This is a genomic window from Desulfosporosinus sp. Sb-LF (assembly GCF_004766055.1).
Lineage (GTDB): Bacteria > Bacillota > Desulfitobacteriia > Desulfitobacteriales > Desulfitobacteriaceae > Desulfosporosinus.
On record NZ_SPQR01000005.1, the window covers coordinates 145604 to 163269 of the forward strand.

Consider the following 17666-nt stretch of genomic DNA (forward strand, 5'->3'; position numbering starts at 1 on the left):
AACGCTCTCAACACAGATTATTCACTATTTCCCTGCAATTTGATATAGTCTCCCCGATAACTGGTTACGCCAATGCCTATCGGCTTATTTTCATTATTGTAAAGTTTCTGCTCAACAACCAATAAGGCAAGCTCATCGTAAATATTTAAGTACTTTTTAATCTCCTCATTAGGTATTTGAGCACTAATACTTATCTTTTTCTTTAGTGCGAAAATGGGCATACTATTTGATACCATTTCTTGAAATGTTGCCTGCTCAATTTCCTTTTCCACAATAGGCATCCCTTTGCTATAAAGTAAATATTTAACATCATAAGCTACTGGGTTACCATCTGTATAGAACAACCGGCGAATCATAATAACATGTTTGTTTCTGGTCGTTTGTAACTCATCTGCTAACTTTTCATCCGGCATAATAATAGTGACTTCCAACAGTCTCGCTTTATCCACACTGTTAATCGGGTTATTCATCTCGTCATAGTGTAACGTATATTTGTTAACTTCCGGTTTTTGAACGTAGCTACCTTTGCCAGGAACTGAATAAATGTACCCCTCATTTGCCAAAATAGCCAGGCCTTTTCTGACCGTCATTCGGCTGACGCCATATTCTTTGCAGAGTGCAGTTTCAGGTGGTACTGTATCACCTGGTTTTAGCTCCCCGCAGTTCACCTTATTCTTGATATCTTCAACAATTTTGATATAAACTGGATCAGCCATTTCCTTCTACTCCTTGTTCCTTACAAGTTTCATAGATTCCCTAAACGCTTGGTGCCTATTCCTTCGTCTAAAACTTAGTATATTACATTGCTTTAATACTGATTTGATAAATCTTATATATACATGAATATACTTAATATTATATTCAAAAAAATGCTTTGTCAAACACCAATAAGCTAGCTGGTGGGGGTGAATTATCAGCGAAACAGAAGAAGGCAATATTCAGGATGCAAAAGGGACAGGTCCAGGCGCTAAATAACATATTGGAAGAGTTCTCTAATTTTGAAAGTCGAAATTTACGATTGAAGACCAAGACGTTTTAGTTTTTTCCATAATCCAGTGCGCGTGATCCCTAAATAATGCGCTATAGCTGTCTTATTTCCTTCAAATTCTCTTAACAAGCGTTCAAGTTTCTGATATTCTGTCTCTGCTTCATCGCCATCGTGAGTATACAATTCAGGGGGAAGATCTCGGGAGTTAATCACTTGACCTTCTACAAAAACAAACAGTCGGTTAATCACATTTTGAAGTTGGCGAACATTTCCAGGCCAAGAGTATTTCAGGAACTGCACTCTCGCTTCAGGTGAGAGAAGCTTAACAGGCGTTCCATTTGTTCTAGATAAAAAATGAAGCATTCTTTCGGCTAACTCAAGGATATCTATACCGCGTAGGTGTAAAGGAGGAAGCTGTATTTCTATAGCATTTAAGCGATACAGTAAGTCCTCCCGAAATTCCCCTTGTTGGACCATTGACTTAAGATCACGGTGGGTGGCTGAGATAATTCGCACATGAACTGGAATGGGTTTACATGACCCCAGCAGCTCTACTTCTTGCTCTTGAACCACTCGTAAAAGCTTTGCTTGTAATTCGGAAGACAGTTCTCCAATTTCATCCAGAAAAATCGTTCCCTCATCCGCTAACAGAAACTTCCCTTTTTTACCGCCCTTTAACCCTCCGGTAAATGCACCTTCCTTATATCCAAAAAGCTCAGACTCCAAAAGATTAGGAGGAATTGCCGCAGAGTTGACAACAATAAACGGGCCTTTTGCGGAAGGGCCAGACTGATGAATAGCTTTGGCAAACAGTTCTTTACCAGTTCCCGTCTCTCCAGTAATAAGTATCGGAAAATCATATTTTGCTGCGGTTGAGGCTTGGTGAATCGTATTCCGTATTACTTCTGACGAACCAATAATATGTTCAAACCCCTTTGGAACAGCGGAAACTTGTATCGGCTGCGAACTCGTTTCAGCCTGAGTATCAAGGGACATATTCGAAAGAATAGGTCCGAGATGATCTGAGGCATACTTGAATATACCCGCTGCAGCTAAAGATAAAGCAAATTCGTCTGAAGTTACCCCAGTAAGTGCGGCAATGAGTTTCCCTTCTTGATTTTCAATCGGTGCATATAGAATCGCCGTTATACCTTGACCAACTAAACTTTGTTCGATATTTTGAAAGCGGGGATCTGCAAGATTAAAGGCGACAATACTTTTTGATTTCATCATCTCTTGAATTCCAGTATTTGAGAGGAGAGTCCATTGACCTAGTCCCTCTATAGTTTTACCTGCTTCTGCAATACAACGACACTGTTTCCTTTCCTGATCGATAAGAAAAATCCCAACACGATCTACCTTAGAGTTTAGGCTTAATTGGGTACAATATTGATTCAAGAATTCGTAAGTAAAGCGATCCGGAACAGTGGATATTATCGTTTGAAGCAGCGTTGACGTACCCAATGTTTGAAACTCATGTTGAAGTTGGACACCTGCGAAGAAAAAAGACTGGGCTACTAACTTCGAGAGAATTTCAAAAAACATGGCATCTTCTATTTGAAATCGTTCCGCCTCTGAACTTGCTAAGAGAATCGCCCCTACCACCCCATGGTCAAAGACAATCGGGACTCTGAGAATGGACCGGAATCCTGTTTGATAAAGTTGGGGATCCTCTCGAAAGGAGAACACCTCTGGGGACAATGTTTCAACAAGATGCACCGCTTCATTTTGGACTATCCACTCTAATCCGATGTTCATTATGGAGGAATAGGCGGTATGCAAAGTTCCTTCAACTTCTAGTCCAATAGAATATTCATAGGTATACTTGCGGAGGGTTCGATCCACCCTCATTAAATCAAATCGTTCAAACGTAGCAGCTTCTTGTACGAGACTAGCAATTCGTTGATTCACAACGTTAGGATCAGCTGTGAAATCTTCTAGGATTTGTTCAAAGGGAGCGGGGAGATGAGTAAGAAACTCCACCTCATCGCCAATTAGAACAAGTCTGTCGCTCGTTCCATTGACAATAAAGACTTGAACAAACAAAACCTCACCTGACGGTAAAATCTTAGATTTTATTAACGTTGGATCTATATCATCGAGAATTTTCGATAAAAAATGTCTACTGAGTTTATTTAGCAGACCTTGTCCTCGTAGATTTGTAAGTGTAACCTGGTACTCTGCATTAAGGCGGATTATGGCATAGGGAAATTGGTCTAACAGTTGTTTTTTCATTGTTGTTGTTTTTCTCCTTAGCCTAGCGTGGATAGGCAATAAAAAAACGTTAACTTTATGTCGTTAACGTTAACATAATGGTTTAATATCATAAGTTTTTTGTAGTTATTATTACTCATTATACGACATGATTCGCGGCATATCTACTAAAAAACTAATATGTACGTTAACACTGTTAATCTCCAGTTGTGAAAGTTAACACTTCTACAACTGGAGATTCCTTAAATCATGCGGTTTCAAGGCTGGCACGATTATTGCATTAAAAGTAATTTGCCATTAGAAGAGCTGTGGCAAATTATCAAAAGGGGGACTTATATTATGAAACATCCTATTAAAGCCATTATCGCCTTGTTACTTCGTCTATATTTAGGGTATGACTTCTTAACCGCTGGCATCGGAAAATGGCAGACCGGATTCGACGCCAAAGCTGTAGGTGGGTTCTTAAAAGGTGGTCTGGCACAAACACATGATGCTTTACTTGCTTCAAAAGGCGCCGCAGCAGCCACCCATGCTAATGTCACTGATACCTGGGGCTGGTTAATCAGTCATGTTTTACTCCCAAACGCAGGGATCTTTGCCTTAGTCGTTAAAAGCGGAGAAGTTCTAATTGGACTCGGCCTCATTCTTGGTTGCTTTACTACACTTGCCGCTTTCTTTGGCATGATGATGAATTTCTGTTTCTTATTAACCGGTACTGTTTCAACCAACCCTCAAATGGTTTTAGGATTTCTTCTTATTATTGTGCTGGGTGCAGCCTCATACGAAATTGGCTTAGACCGTTTTTTCATGAAGAAGCTTACTGTGGCATTCCCACGACTTAATAAAGGCTGGCTTCGTACTCCATTCCCCATAGAGCAGTAATTAGCGAATCAGAGTTATAAACCCCTAGCACCGTTGCCGGTACTAGGGGTTTTCCTGTTAAGTTAATGGATTGAAAACTCTTCATTAACATTAATATGTATACTTTTATAGTTATGGCAAACAATACCACAACTATATTTTGGTGGAGTGGGAAGGGAATCTCTTGAAGCTGCGAACTTTTTTGTTACTAAGCATCTCATCTTTTGGATTATTTGTGGCGGTTACCCTGTTATCGGCAAAGCTCCCGTCTCCCATGCCAGAACAAGCCGTAGCAGGCAAGCTTGTCTGGCAAAGGCATAATTGCGTGAGCTGCCACAGCCTATTTGGAAATGGTGGGTATGAAGCAGAGGATTTAACAAATATTACAACGAAAGAGGATCCCTCCTACTTCATTAATTACCTTGTACAGCCCCCAGTGATGCGTCCCAACAAACATACCCTGCATCCAGCTCTCGATGAGGTGGATGCAGAGAATTTAGTACACTATCTGGAGTTTGTTCAAACTATACCGACTTTAGGGTGGCCGCCCCAACAAGAAGAGGCGGGGAAGAATTCATGAAGCTATTTAAGTTGTTTTCCTTTAGAGGTAAGGTCGATAAATCCATAGCCCGAAAACAGCAATTTATCGCCCAAAAGATTAGCCGTAGGTATTGTTTGTCAGCTATCGCTTTATTTGCCCTGCAAGGTGTGGTGGCCTTGCTGGGTGCAGTGGATTTGGTGATACCTGACTTACCTTCACCGATCCCCTTTGAGTACGGTAGAGCAATCCATCTGGGGTTGGCCGACTTTTGGCCCCTTATCGGTACTATGGGGATGGTTTACTTTTTTACTACGGCTGAACTAAATAGGGAAATCTATTCCCCACGTCTGGCTCGCTGGCAGTATTGGATTGTGATGTTCTTTAGCATATCTATCTTTGGAACTTTGGCCCTACGAATTGGTAATGGTCGAGAATTTCTTGAAGGAATGCCCATCTTTTATGTTGGAATATGTTTAGCGCTGGCCCTAGCCTCTTATAACCTTATCCGAACCTTGCTTATGGATAAAAGGGATATAACACCCGCTGCTGGGACTATGACAGTGGGAATGATCTTCCTTTTGCTACTATTGCTACCAAACACCATAACCTATAGCAATCCAATCACTGATGAAACAACAAAGTTTTGGGTCGTCCATTTATGGGAGGAAATGGCCTTTGAATTAACATCCGCCGGTTTCATTGCTACTTTCTACATTGTTTCTGGTCTTGCCCCTCGCACTCAAGTGGAAAAGTGGCTTTATCTGGAGGCCGCTTTGGCTATCGTCGGAGGCTTGTACGGTACCGGACATCATTATTACTGGATTGGTTTTCCCGCTGTCTGGTTAGTCCTTGGTTCTTTAGTCAGCTTAGTGGAGGTCATGCCCGTGGGCCTGTTGCTTCATATGACTTATAAAGGGTTAAAATCCATTAAAATTAGAAGTAAGAGAGAGAAACTTACCTTGTGGTTGCTACTCAGCAGTGTGTTTCATCATGTAACTGGTGCATCCCTCCTGGGCCTGCTTATGTCTGTGCCCTGGGTCAATCTTTACATGCATGGAACATATTTCACATCCGGGCATGCGCATTTGGCCTTATTTGGTACCCTTGGTTTTGCTGTTTTGGCGGGGTGTTATTACGTCCTGAGCCGAGGGAGTGAACCTACACTCAAAGGCTATAGGAGCGGAGTTCTGGCTATCATATTAATCAATATTGGACTGATCACCATGTCTTCCGCCCTGCTGGTAGCCGGTCTCAAGGAGGCTTATCTCTGGCGAATCCTGGGCATGGACTTTATGGAAGTGCGTTTGCTTCTAAATCCTTTTTTGATTCTGAGGGTACTAGGTGGAGCGATGTTTACGCTTGGGGACCTTCTTCTGTCTTGGCGTATCTTTAAGGCCTGGCAGGCAACAAAGTTAAATTCGTAACATTGCTTTGAAATTGAACGTCGTGAGGTCAAGAAATGCAAATTACGATAACAAGCTCGTTTTGGTTGTTTCTAATAATACTATTGCTTGCCCTTCAGTTATTCTTAGTACTAATCCTTACCATCAACCCGATTTTGCGTTATCTTGTGGGGCAGCAGATTGGTAATTTTATCAACAGACTACTTTCGGACAAATACACCCAAAATCTTATGGAAGTGTGGCCAGCCGGAAAACGTATTTCAGTGTTAAACATCCTAGAAATAGGTTTTCGAGCGCACAGTGGAAAAATTATCACACGGCCCCTCGGTTCTCCTAAGCATTTTCCCGGGTTCGATAACCTCATGTTTGCTCCCCACTTGATGACGAGGCTTTCTTTGCCTGAAAGTGCTCAGATGAACATGCAGGTGACGATTGGTCCAAAAGCCGACAAGCCGTTGGTCATCAACATTCCCATAATGATTGGAGCCATGGCCTATGGCATTGCTCTCAGTGAGGAAGCGAAAAGAGCTTTGGCCAGAGCAGCCAAAACCTTGCAAACAACCACATGCTCCGGAGAAGGCCCTTTTTTACCAGAAGAACGCATGGAAGCTGGAAAATACGCCTTACAAATTGCACGCTGGGCGTGGGGGGCAAGAACTCAAGAGCAAATTGCCTCTGCAGATATGTTAGAAGTTCAGATGGGGCAAGGCGCCGATATGGGTGCAGTCAGTCTAGAGGCCGTAGAATTTCAAGGTCGAGCACAAGAGCTTTCAGGATTAGCCCCTGACGAACCGGCTATATCCTTTCCGGCACCTCCAGGGATACAAAAACAAAGTGATTGGCCTAATTTCATGAAAGGTCTACGTAAACGGTCTAACGGTATCCCCATTGCGTTGAAACTTATGGCAACCGGACATCTTGAGGATGACTTAACGGCCGCGATCAAATTAGGTTTTGATGCTGTCATTATCGATGGTGCGCAAGGCGGCTCTCACGCGACAACCCCGATTAAGCAAGATGATTTTGGCATCCCCAGTCTCTTTGCTTTGATTCGCGCCGTGCGTTTCTTAAATAACCAAAGGGTACGTGACAGGGTAAGTCTGATCGTAGCCGGGGGATATTTTACTCCTGGGGAGTGTCTCAAGGCTATTGCATTAGGAGCTGATGCTGTCTATATGGCCACCGTTCCCCTACTTTCCCTAACCCATAACCAAGTCAGTAAAGTAATACCGTGGGAACCTCCTACGACATTGGTGTTTTACGACTCCCCTTCCAAGAGTAAACTTGATATCGATCAAGCTGCCACGAGTGTCGTGAATACAATAACATCCATGGTTTTAGAAATGGAAGAAGGAATGCGTGCTCTCGGGAAAACCTCATTGAAAGAGCTTTCCGCTGAAGACCTAGTTGCCTTGGATTCCTTGACCGCCGAAGTGACTGGAGTAAAACGAATCTACTAAGGAGAACAACTATGCGATTATTTGTAGGGATTGAATTACCGGATGAAATCAAACGAGTGCTCCTCGAATTTCAGTCTGAACTAAAACAGCTCGGAGTAAAGGGGTTATGGAAATCCGCAGAAAACTTTCATGTCACCCTGGAATTTCTGGGAGAATTAGAACCAAATAGTCTTCCGACCCTCACAGAAACACTGTCCAAAAGAGCAAGGAACCACAAACCTTTCCATTTAAGCATCGAGGGATTAGGGGCATTTCCTTCTCTGAAACGGCCCCATACTTTGTGGACAGCGATAAGCGGAAGCTTAAATGCACTACATCAGCTGAGAGATGAGATACATATTGAGCTCGTCAAAAATAGCTTTGTTTTAGAAGAAAGGCAATTTAAGTCGCATATTACTATGGCCTCTCGTCCCCAATTCGACGATATTGACTTATCCTGTGTTCGTACCAAGAAATTTGGGGAGTTTATGGTTGCAGAGGTTGTTTTATTTGAGAGCAGGGCTTCATATGGAAAAAGGGTGTACACGGATTTATATAGAACTAAGCTCCTTTGATTTTCTCACCTATGGAATGCATCCTGACTCAGTATTTAAAAGCACCGCCACAAATGTGGCGGTTCAGAATGAACCTTAATAGGTAGTTTCAACGGTTTGTTCTTTGGTTTTGAAGGTATTGTCAGTTTTTCGGCGAAATATAACATGGTACTTTCCTTTAGTTAACGTTTTGAAGGATGCCTAAAAATAGTAATTGAGAGGGAATACTATGCGTAAGAGAGATATCGAGAATTTTGTTAATCATAAATACTTAGAAGAAGTCCTTGGTAGCTTCTCCAAAGCTACAGGTCTACACATCGAAGCAGTTAATAGAAAAGGTGAAACACTTGCAATACTCGGCAATAGAGAAAGAAGCGATTTTTGCAAGTTTATCCGTAGTAACAGCAAAGGAGAAAAGAAATGTTTAGATTCTTATAAAGAAGCGACTTTAGAAGCAGCAAAATGGAATGAGCCATATTTCTTCCGTTGCCACGCCGGACTCGTTATATGGGCCGTCCCTATTATATTAGATAATGTCTTTTTAGGTAGTATTATCTGCGGACAAGTATTATTGTGGAAACCAGATGGATTCTTTCTTCGAGACTTAGAAAGGAGTAATTCTAAGGATCGCGATTTTGGTATTCTACAACAAAAAGTCCAAAGCCTTTCCATTTCCTCTCCTGAGCAGTCCCAAGCTGCTGCTGATATGCTCTTTGTTGTAGTTAATCATTTAGTCAAGAGAAATATTCATACAATGGAAGAAGAAAATGCATATCGTTTAGAACGACTTAAAATAAAAGCTGATCTGGAAAATAGAAAGAAGCAGAAAAATAACATTGAGTTTACTGATTACGGAACATATTTAAAGAAGGAAAGGCGTTTCCTAAGTTATATACGCCTTGGTGATAAAACCAGAGCCGAGAATAGTTTGAAGAATTTATTAACTGATCTCCTAACCAAGACCGCCGGTGATAAAACCACAATAAAAATACGAGTTCTGGAATTAGCTTCTCTATCATCGAGAGCCGCTGTCGAAGGAGGAGCAGATGCGGAACAAGTCATGGCAATTCTTAAAGATTTTAATAATGAGGTCGAACGCATTGAGCGTGTGGAAGAATTCTTTTTCAAAGTCCATAAAGTCATAGTAACCTTCCTCGATGGGATCTTTAATCTTGCAGATAAGAAGCATCTTAGTTTGGTGACAAATGCCCGTAATTTTATTATTGAAAATTACCATAAACCCCTTACAATTAAAGCTACAGCTGATTATCTTTTTATCAGTCCTTCCCACCTGTCTCGTTTGTTCCGGTTAGAATTAGATTGTACCTTTAATGATTACCTGACGAGAGTACGTGTCGAAAAAGCAGTAGAACTTTTAAAAAAACCCGAGTTTAGCGTTGAACGAGTTTCTCAAGCAGTGGGCTTTAAAAGCCAAAGCTATTTCGCGGAAATATTCCGGAAATACATTGGAGTGACCCCTCTGATCTACAAGAATAGCTTATTTTAGGGGTGATTAGTTTGATATTTGACGATATAATTCATTCGATTGTAGAAGGTGAATCCGAAGATACACTTGAATTAACCAAACAGGCTTTAGCACAAGGATATTCTGCCACTTCCATTCTTGAAAAAGGACTCATTACTGGGATAAATATTATAGCTGAAAAATATCGCAATGAAAAAGTTAATGTTCCGGAGGTCCTAATGGCTACCCATTCAATGCACGCCGGACTATCCGTAATTGAACCGATCTTGACTGCACCCACTAAAAAGGGGCTCGGTAAGATAATCGTAGGTACCGTCGCAGGGGATTTACACGATATTGGCCTCAACATTGTTAAGGCTATGGCAATGTCTACCGGTGCCCGCATAATAGATCTTGGCGTAAATGTATCTCCAAAAAAATTCGCCAGTGCTGTTCGCAAGGAAAAACCTGATATTTTACTGATCTCGGCCTTATTAACCACAACCATGTCTGTTATGAAAGATGTTATAGTTGAACTAGAAGTTCAAGGGTTACGTAACGATGTTAAAATTTTCGTTGGGGGGGCACCGATAACAGATGCTTTTGCAAAGGAAATAGGAGCAGATTATACTTTCGAAGATGCTTTTCAATTTCGAGATTTCCTAAAGGAAAACTTAAGCAAATTATTAACTTCTAAACGAGTTGGCCTATAAAGATTGCATTTTGAGAGCCGAAGTAGGCGTAAAAACCTTGAGATTTTCCCAAGGTGGTGAGGCGTTGTCCCCAAATAAGGGAATTTTTCATTACAAAGTGACGAATAATCTGCGAACTAATATGAATTTACCGAACAAAAAACGGTCTATAATAAACTGCAAAAAAAGTTTATTATAGACCGTTTTTACTGAAGTTTTAGTTATTTTGTATTGTTAAGCACGACATTTCTGATATTCGAACAAGAGAATGGTGACCTAAATACGATTAATTCGTTCTTTCTAAGTACATACTTCTCATATAATTACTGGTAAAGGCCTTATTACCTCCTAGTTCAACATGCTTTACCTTTTTAGCCAGCTCTGTGGCGTCCTGGAATACTGTCCGATTTAGTAGTGCCCTCATCGCTCCCACATGGGCTGCATTACCCACGGTCTTTATTTTATCCGGATTAATGTTGGGAACTAAGCCTATTTCCAAAATGCTACTCGCTTTTAAATAGGAAGCAAAGGTGCCTGCTAAAACAACCGAATCAAGATCTTGGATCGAAATCCCTACCATCCCTACAAGCGTTTTAATACCTGCACAAACAGCACCTTTAGCCAGTTGCAATTCGCTAATATCCCCTTGGTTCAAAAAGACGTCGACTCCTTCTTTCTCACCATCAGATAGTACAAATTCTCGACCAGCTTTTCCACCTGATCTTATCCGAGCCTTAAGTCGTGGTGAAAGAGAGCTCTCTTTTTCTGGATCGATTATTTTTCCCTGTTTATTGATAATTCCCGCTAACTTCATTTGCTCTATTCCCTCAATAAGACCCGACCCACAAATTCCGATTGCTTTTTGACTACCAATAACCTTGATCTCCACTCCGTCCTCAGTAATTGTAACCGCCTCAATAGCACCTGGTTTGGCTCTCATACCCTGCGTGATGCCGGCCCCCTCAAACGCTGGCCCGGCTGCCGTCGAACAGGCCATCATTTCATGCGAGGTTTTTAGAAACAATTCACAATTAGTTCCCAAATCTATCAAAAGATGATTTCCATCCTCTAAAACTTCAGGCGTACCTATCACTGCGCCAACTGTGTCGCCACCCACGAAGCTGCCGATATTCGGAAACGTTAGAATTCTAGCCTCGGGATTTATTTCTATTCCTAGTTTTGTAGCGCTCAATTCGTAGAAGCTATTCAGTACAGACACGTAGGGCGCAACTGCCAAATTGGAGGTGTCTAGGCCTAAAAACAAGTGGTTCATGGTCGTATTAGATACTACAGTCATTTTGTAAATACTATTCGCAGGGATTCCACTTTCTTTAACAAGTTGATTTAATAAACTATTAATCGTCTGTTTCACAGCATCTTTTAGACGGTGTCGTTTTTCCCCGCTCTCCCGCGCATAGGAAATTCGTGATATGACATCCGCTCCATAAGCTGTTTGCTCGTTCTCATGGGAAACAACTCTAATAAGTTGGGCACTATTAAGATCAACTAAGCTAACCGCTACACTAGTTGTTCCAATGTCCACTGCAACTCCAAAGATTGTTAAAGTGGTATTCCCTGCTTCAACGTCCAGAACCTGATTATCCCACAACGTAGCAGTTACAGCGAAATCACCAGCCCGCAAAACGCTGGGAAGCTTATCCAGTGCAAACATTTTGATGCTTACTGTCTCGAAGTCTAGAATTTCTAACAATTCATCGTTTAAACGGTTCCAGTCCCCTCGTTCATCTTGAAGTGAAGGTTTAGGTACCTTCACAAATACTTTTTGTACTCCATGGTCAAGGTTTATTTCAAGCATATCATGGAGTGCGGCATCTTTTCGATCATAGATCTCAGTGTGGGCCACCTTGATCTCCATACCTTCTTCTGCTTTCACTCCGCATGCAAGGCGAAATCCTGCTTCTATTTCCTTAATCGTCAAATGTTTAAGATCCGACTGAGTCGGCTCCTGCAGCCCTGAAAAGAACTGTACTTTACATTTACCGCATAAACCTTTTCCACTACAAACATTTTGAACGGAGATTTGGTTACGAGCTAAGACCTCCATTATAGATTCACTCTCAAAGCCCTCAACAACTCGATTTGGTGTGATCGTTATTTTCATGCTGCCCTCCTGCTAACATTTTCAAAGTAATAACTTGCCCCGCTTCGACATAGATTGATTCTGGCGCCTTAAGTCCTCTTATAACTGAGGTCAGGAGACTTATATCCCCCTCGATTTCTCCGACTTCCCAGCCAAAAAAATCCGCAATTTCCCGAACCTTTCCTCGGTATCGTTCAAGATCATTTATTCCTGGTGTAATAATAAAGATTGCCTTTTGATAACTTCCATACAAAGTTCTAATTAATTTGAGCGCTTTCTTTTCTCCATATATCGCTTCATATTCGTAGTATTCTGCCAAAGGAGTGCGCCCATAGTCCAGCCATCCCTGACTGAAATAATAAGTAAGGGAATTCTCCTTGAATAATTCCATATGCCTATTAGTCGACCCTAACATCAGGCCAATACAATCGTGTGTTGCCGGAAATAAAAGTGGCACGCGTGGTGATAGCAGACCAAGCATTGAATTAGAACATCGGCCATAAGTCAGGATAATTAAATCATAATCCTGGCTCTCATTGATTATCTCCTGGATTTTATCGTGTAGTTTATCGGGCCGGGCGTGAAAGCTGTAATCCAGGAATTGGAAATCCACCCCCTGGTTAAGCCCTTGTGCCAGGACTTCGTTCATTGTCGAATGACAACCAATCAGTTTAATTTTCAACCGCCTCATCCTCCACAACACCGAAAAAAATAGTTAGGGCACCGTTTAAGTTTCTGGGAAAAATGCCTTCCTAGTTTGATATATCTGCTTTGATTCATCGTTTTGGGCGTTCGGAGGTATGGTCACCATCTCGCACTGTCTATTGAGAATCGCCTCTACGAATTTAAGATCCCCTTTTTCTTCGGAATATATCTTTTCGAATTTTTCACAAGCCTCGCGAACATGCATTCGGTACTTGTCAAGTGTATAGCAACCATTATCAATCAAAGTGAAATGGGTATAGTTCTTATACATCACCTTAGAGACTTTCCAGCCCTTCTTCTCTCCATACGTCTCAATATATTTCCTACTGGAACTCAAAGGATCTTCTCCTGCATCGATCCAGTTCTTGTTCAAATAAAAGGTTCCTACTTTCTCGGCTTGAATAGCCTTAAACCTTTCCATCGATCCCAAAATCACCGGAATACAATCATCGACATTTGGGTAAATAAGAGTAAGTGTTTCGGAAGAGATTCCTTTCAGTGACCCTCCACAGTTCCCTAGGAATAAGAGGACAATATCTCCAGGATTTAAATACGTTTCTGCTTCTTGAATCTTTTCTTGAACCTTCAAATGAAGTTTATCCGGAACGTTATGCAAGGCTTGCTCAATCCATAAAATATCGACTGTAATTGTTTCTTTAAAGACTTCCAGTTCCCCTTTAAATGCCTCACAAGCAATAATAAGTTTAATTTGCTTATCCACTGGATTTCACTTCCTTGTAAGATGATTATGATTGTGCGAAAGAACACCCAGGCCTCCACAACCTAGGTGTTCTTTAAATTGTTATTAGGACGTCACAACTTTTGGTAAAGTTATTGATTAGCCTACTTTACGCCTGAAAGCTTCTCCTGCCCAAGTGCTTTGTAAATGCTATAGCTCATGGCTATCATGATCAGCATGAACGGGAACGCCGCGACAATAGAAACCGTCTGCAAGACCGATAACGCAGCAGTGCCACCGCCGACTAAGATCAGGATAATGGTGAAAGCACCCTGTATGATACCCCAGAAGCTACGCAATTTCTTGTCAGGGTCCATGTCACCATTGGAAGTCAGCATAGCCAGTACATAGGTTGCGGAATTCGCAGCACCTACAAAGCAGGCAACGATGAGGAGAATTGCCAAGGGAGCGGTGATTGAATACAAAGGTAACTGTTGCAGTGTCGCGAAAAAGGCGGTCGTATAGTCCGTTTTAATAGCGGCCTGAATGGCCCCATTGGAGAGCTTATCCAGGTTGAAAGCGGCACCGCCGTATATCGATAACCAAATCATGGAGAAGCCGGAAGGCAGTAAGGTTACAGCCAACACGAATTGGCGGATTGTACGACCTTTGGAGACACGGGCGACGAATTGTCCGACGAACGGAGCCCACGCAATCCACCAAGCCCAGTAGAACACGGTCCAACCCTTTAACCAATCCATATTACCCATCCACAGCGTCTGTCCGATAAAGTTTTGCAGGTAGGAACCGAGAGTATCTGTGAAGTTGTTCAGGATTAAAACAGTTCCTCCGAACAAGAAGATAAACACCATGAAACCGATCGAAAGCCATATCTTAATATCAGCTGCAATCTGCATAGCCTTATGCAGACCGGAGATCGTGGCTAGGGTAAAAAGCAACGTCATTACTGCGATGACTATAGAGACAGTCACGGGCGTCGCTTGAATTCCCCAGATATAATGCAACCCTGTCGCGATTTGGTTAGAGCCAAGACCTAGGCTGGTAGCCACGCCGAACACTGTGGCAAACACTGAAAGGATGTCAATCGCTTTGCCGATCGGTCCATAAATCCGTTCACCAATCAGCGGATAGAATGCGGAACTGACTAGAAAAGGCAGATCCTTGCGGAATTGGAAGTATGCCAGAGCCAGACCGCAAATGGCGAAAATAACCCAAGGGTGGATACCCCAGTGGAAAAACACGATTCGCATAGCTGTACGCATAGCTTCAGGGGTAGCAGCCGTACCCATCGGTGGAGTTAGGTAATGCATCATGGGCTCGGCAACCGACCAGAATACAAGCCCGATACCCATACCTCCTCCGAACAACATAGAAAACCACTGAAAGTTGCTAAACTCAGGCTTATCATCGTCTTTCCCAAGCTTGATCGCACCAAAACGACTAAACGCAATTCCGTAAATGAAGATCGTGAAAAAGCCGACCGTCAAAAGGTATAGCCATCCGAAATCAGTCGTTAAAAAGGCGAACGCTGCACTAGCAACTTTACCCATTTCCTTGGGTAGGAACATACCGAATAGTACAAACAATACGATGATGACAGAAGAAATATACATTACAGAACGATTGGGTGTTCCCTTACTATTCGACATAAGCATTACTCCTTTCGTTACTTTATCTTCAGTTAATTGCTTTATTCTAGCACCGGTGCGTGGAGTCACCCGATTTTAGAACCACTGTTACACAGCAATTAGATAAAGAACTCCTAGGGACTTTAAAGAGTTTGTATGTTTTAAGATCCCTAGGAGTTAACTTCATTAAACGATCTTCTTTATTCACCTAATTATGAGAAATTACTTCCCCAGCATACGGTCGGCAAGCGCAACTGCTTCGTCAGCAGATTCCGCCCATCCGTCGGCTCCGATCTCATCCGCATACGCTTGGCTGGTAGGACCGCCGCCAATGAAGACTTTGAACTGATCCCTAAGATTATGCTCTTTCAAATAATCAATGATCCCTTTTTGCGCGCTCATAGTGGTTGTCAAAAGGGCACTAGCGCCAATAATGTCCGCACCAACTTCTTGGGCTTTCAAGACAAAATCTTCTGCTTTAATATCCGTGCCGACATCGAATACTTTATAGCCTGCTGCCGTAAACATTGCGCCCGTAATATTCTTACCGATGTCATGAATATCACCTTCGACCGTCCCCAAAACAATCTTGCCTTTAGCCTCCCCTTGACTCATACCCAATTTGGCAATTTCGGGTTCAAGCAGACCTAACCCAACTTTCATAGCCTCTGCGGACATCATGACATCTGGCAAAAAGACTTCTCCAGCTTTCCATAGCTCTCCCACAACTTCGATTCCTTTGATCAGACCAAGTTGTACCGCGTCAACAGGGTTAATAGATTCAGCAATGACTTTTTGAGAAAGTTCCTCGACTATATCCTCATCACCATCGATAATTGCCTGCTTTAATTCTTCAAAAATTTCATTCATTTTCTATTCCTCCAATTTAATTAAGATGGATACATATTTGATATTGATTGCTATTCAGAACGCTTGGCGATGAATTCTAACAACAGATTATCAATGCTTTCGTCAAGAGCTGGTGCTACGTAACTAGCCAAAACCTCTTGCCATTGTTTATGAGCCCTTTGATTTGTATCCAAGCTTTCCTTGGACCAAGCCTCATAGGCAGAGCGATCACTCAATTGAGGAGTACGGAACTCTTTTTTATGATTCTTACGGGTATGTTTTTGAGTCAGGAAGTGTCCTCCCGGTCCTACTTTAGCAATCGCATCAAACGCTAAACCGTCCTCATCAAAATTGAACCCCTTCATGTAATGCAAGAGCATCCCGGCCATTTCATCGTCCATCATAAATTTCTCATAAGAAATAGCCATGAAGTACTGCAAAATTCCTGCTGTATGAAGAACAAAGTTGATACCCGTCACGGTAGTCGCCATTAGAGTCATCATAGATTCATAACCAGCTTGGGCATCGACAATCTTGGAATCGTTCAAACCGCCACCTGACCGACTGGGAACACCGTAATAGCGGGCAATTTGAGCACTGGCCGAAATGAATAGCGCACACTCTGGACTACCGATTGAGAGGCTCCCATTACGCATATCACTGAGTGCTGAGGTTGAGCCGTATACGACGGGTGTCCCAGGATTAATACTTTGGGCTAGGGCTATTCCGGCTAAAACTTCAGCATTTTGAAGTGCTAAAGTACCAACCAAGGCTGCAGGTCCGGTAGAACCGGCCATAACCAAAGAAGCTATAACAACGGCTTGGCCTGCTTCTGCATAGGCCATCAGAGCTCCTAACATTCTCTCGTCATATTTCAAGGGAGTCAATGAGTTGATGAGGGAGATTAGCACTGGTTTTTCCTTAATGACCTCTTTACCACCAAAAAGGAGTGACACCATTTCGATGGAGTCTTCTGCGCGTTCCCGACCTTCAGCACTGCCCATAAAACACTTATCCGAGTTTTTAATTGAACTATAGATCATTTTCAAATGTCTAATTTCGTCTGGAATATCTTGTGGTTCAGCCACCGTTCCCCCAGTCATATGCATGTTTTTGCTAGCCCCTGCTAATTTAACAATATTATCGTAGTCCTGCATCGTGCTTTTACGACGAGTCCCGTCAGCTAATTGAATAAAGGGCGCCCCATAACCAGGCATATAGATGATGTTCTCCCCACCGCAGACCAAATTGTGTTCCGGATTACGGGCATGGAGGGTGAATTGAGAAGGTGCAAGTTTAACTTTTCCCTCAATAAATTCTCTCGTAAAATGTACCCGATTTCCTTCTACCTTTTGTCCTTGAGCCCTAAAGACCTCCAAAGCTGGTTCATAATCGAAATCCATACCGACTTCTTCAAGAATCTTTATCGATTCATTATGAATGATCTCTACCTGTTCTTGTGTCAAAACATCATACTTAGGTAACATAGTAACACCCCTTTAATAATTTTTGATAGTTTATCCACG

Annotated in this window: 15 protein-coding genes; 7 read left to right on the forward strand and 8 right to left on the reverse strand. The window is 42.2% G+C overall.

All coding sequences use genetic code 11. The features are described 5' to 3' along the window. Window positions 1-17 precede the first annotated feature (17 nt). Both E4K68_RS08900 and E4K68_RS08905 read right to left on the reverse strand, forming a co-directional pair. On the reverse strand, window positions 18-716 hold the full coding sequence (locus E4K68_RS08900; protein ID WP_135378584.1) for a GntR family transcriptional regulator: 699 nt from the start codon (window positions 714-716) through the stop codon (window positions 18-20). 296 nt (window positions 717-1012) lie between these two features. Beyond that, window positions 1013-3223 (reverse strand): sigma 54-interacting transcriptional regulator, encoded by a 2211-nt coding sequence (locus E4K68_RS08905; protein WP_135378585.1) that lies wholly within the window; start codon window positions 3221-3223, stop codon window positions 1013-1015. A gap of 318 nt (window positions 3224-3541) precedes the next feature. Between E4K68_RS08905 and E4K68_RS08910 the strand changes: the two genes are divergently transcribed. From E4K68_RS08910 to E4K68_RS08940, 7 genes are all read left to right on the forward strand, one after another. Continuing rightward, the gene (locus tag E4K68_RS08910; RefSeq protein ID WP_135378586.1) at window positions 3542-4084 is read left to right on the forward strand and encodes a DoxX family membrane protein; all 543 of its coding nucleotides are present in this window, start codon (window positions 3542-3544) and stop codon (window positions 4082-4084) included. A 163-nt stretch (window positions 4085-4247) separates the two neighbouring features. Then, window positions 4248-4643, forward strand: a complete 396-nt coding sequence (locus E4K68_RS08915) for a c-type cytochrome (protein WP_135378587.1) — start codon at window positions 4248-4250, stop codon at window positions 4641-4643. Beyond that, window positions 4640-6028 (forward strand): cbb3-type cytochrome c oxidase subunit I, encoded by a 1389-nt coding sequence (locus tag E4K68_RS08920; RefSeq protein ID WP_135378588.1) that lies wholly within the window; start codon window positions 4640-4642, stop codon window positions 6026-6028. Before E4K68_RS08915 ends, E4K68_RS08920 begins: the two co-directional genes overlap by 4 nt. A 35-nt stretch (window positions 6029-6063) precedes the next feature. Next, window positions 6064-7467, forward strand: coding sequence for an FMN-binding glutamate synthase family protein (locus E4K68_RS08925; RefSeq protein WP_135378589.1), 1404 nt, complete (start codon window positions 6064-6066; stop codon window positions 7465-7467). A gap of 11 nt (window positions 7468-7478) precedes the next feature. Then, window positions 7479-8021, forward strand: coding sequence for an RNA 2',3'-cyclic phosphodiesterase (gene thpR / locus E4K68_RS08930; RefSeq protein ID WP_135378590.1), 543 nt, complete (start codon window positions 7479-7481; stop codon window positions 8019-8021). 208 nt (window positions 8022-8229) lie between these two features. Continuing rightward, window positions 8230-9507 carry a PocR ligand-binding domain-containing protein gene (locus tag E4K68_RS08935; RefSeq protein WP_135378591.1) on the forward strand — a complete coding sequence of 426 codons (1278 nt, stop codon included), beginning with the start codon at window positions 8230-8232 and terminating at the stop codon, window positions 9505-9507. An 11-nt stretch (window positions 9508-9518) separates the two neighbouring features. Beyond that, a complete protein-coding gene (locus E4K68_RS08940; RefSeq protein WP_135378592.1) occupies window positions 9519-10178 on the forward strand; it encodes a corrinoid protein in 660 nt (219 codons plus the stop codon). Between the two features lie 265 nt (window positions 10179-10443). Here E4K68_RS08940 and E4K68_RS08945 read toward each other — a convergent pair whose 3' ends face one another. From E4K68_RS08945 to mtgB, 6 genes are all read right to left on the reverse strand, one after another. Beyond that, on the reverse strand, window positions 10444-12279 hold the full coding sequence (locus E4K68_RS08945; RefSeq protein ID WP_135378593.1) for an ASKHA domain-containing protein: 1836 nt from the start codon (window positions 12277-12279) through the stop codon (window positions 10444-10446). Beyond that, window positions 12245-12940: a DUF1638 domain-containing protein gene (locus E4K68_RS08950; RefSeq protein WP_135378594.1), complete on the reverse strand. Its 696-nt coding sequence runs from the start codon at window positions 12938-12940 to the stop codon at window positions 12245-12247. The genes E4K68_RS08945 and E4K68_RS08950 overlap by 35 nt, the downstream gene beginning before the upstream one ends. 45 nt (window positions 12941-12985) lie before the next feature. Then, window positions 12986-13684 (reverse strand): DUF1638 domain-containing protein, encoded by a 699-nt coding sequence (locus E4K68_RS08955; protein WP_135378595.1) that lies wholly within the window; start codon window positions 13682-13684, stop codon window positions 12986-12988. 122 nt (window positions 13685-13806) lie between these two features. Next, on the reverse strand, window positions 13807-15312 hold the full coding sequence (locus E4K68_RS08960) for a BCCT family transporter (protein ID WP_135378596.1): 1506 nt from the start codon (window positions 15310-15312) through the stop codon (window positions 13807-13809). 201 nt (window positions 15313-15513) lie between these two features. Continuing rightward, a complete protein-coding gene (locus tag E4K68_RS08965; protein ID WP_135378597.1) occupies window positions 15514-16161 on the reverse strand; it encodes a corrinoid protein in 648 nt (215 codons plus the stop codon). Window positions 16162-16211: 50 nt separating this feature from the next. Then, on the reverse strand, window positions 16212-17627 hold the full coding sequence (gene mtgB, locus E4K68_RS08970; RefSeq protein ID WP_135378598.1) for a glycine betaine--corrinoid protein methyltransferase: 1416 nt from the start codon (window positions 17625-17627) through the stop codon (window positions 16212-16214). Window positions 17628-17666: the final 39 nt, after the last annotated feature.

What these genes read in the sequence shown, in the direction of transcription:
- E4K68_RS08965 (WP_135378597.1), bottom strand. Translation starts at nt 16,161, where the DNA reads ATGAATGAAATTTTTGAAGAATTAAAGCAGGCAATTATCGATGGTGAT.
- E4K68_RS08920 (WP_135378588.1), top strand. Translation starts at nt 4,640, where the DNA reads ATGAAGCTATTTAAGTTGTTTTCCTTTAGAGGTAAGGTCGATAAATCC.
- E4K68_RS08925 (WP_135378589.1), top strand. Translation starts at nt 6,064, where the DNA reads ATGCAAATTACGATAACAAGCTCGTTTTGGTTGTTTCTAATAATACTA.
- E4K68_RS08935 (WP_135378591.1), top strand. Translation starts at nt 8,230, where the DNA reads ATGCGTAAGAGAGATATCGAGAATTTTGTTAATCATAAATACTTAGAA.
- E4K68_RS08945 (WP_135378593.1), bottom strand. Translation starts at nt 12,279, where the DNA reads ATGAAAATAACGATCACACCAAATCGAGTTGTTGAGGGCTTTGAGAGT.
- E4K68_RS08910 (WP_135378586.1), top strand. Translation starts at nt 3,542, where the DNA reads ATGAAACATCCTATTAAAGCCATTATCGCCTTGTTACTTCGTCTATAT.
- E4K68_RS08960 (WP_135378596.1), bottom strand. Translation starts at nt 15,312, where the DNA reads ATGTCGAATAGTAAGGGAACACCCAATCGTTCTGTAATGTATATTTCT.
- thpR (WP_135378590.1), top strand. Translation starts at nt 7,479, where the DNA reads ATGCGATTATTTGTAGGGATTGAATTACCGGATGAAATCAAACGAGTG.
- E4K68_RS08900 (WP_135378584.1), bottom strand. Translation starts at nt 716, where the DNA reads ATGGCTGATCCAGTTTATATCAAAATTGTTGAAGATATCAAGAATAAG.
- E4K68_RS08905 (WP_135378585.1), bottom strand. Translation starts at nt 3,223, where the DNA reads ATGAAAAAACAACTGTTAGACCAATTTCCCTATGCCATAATCCGCCTT.
- mtgB (WP_135378598.1), bottom strand. Translation starts at nt 17,627, where the DNA reads ATGTTACCTAAGTATGATGTTTTGACACAAGAACAGGTAGAGATCATT.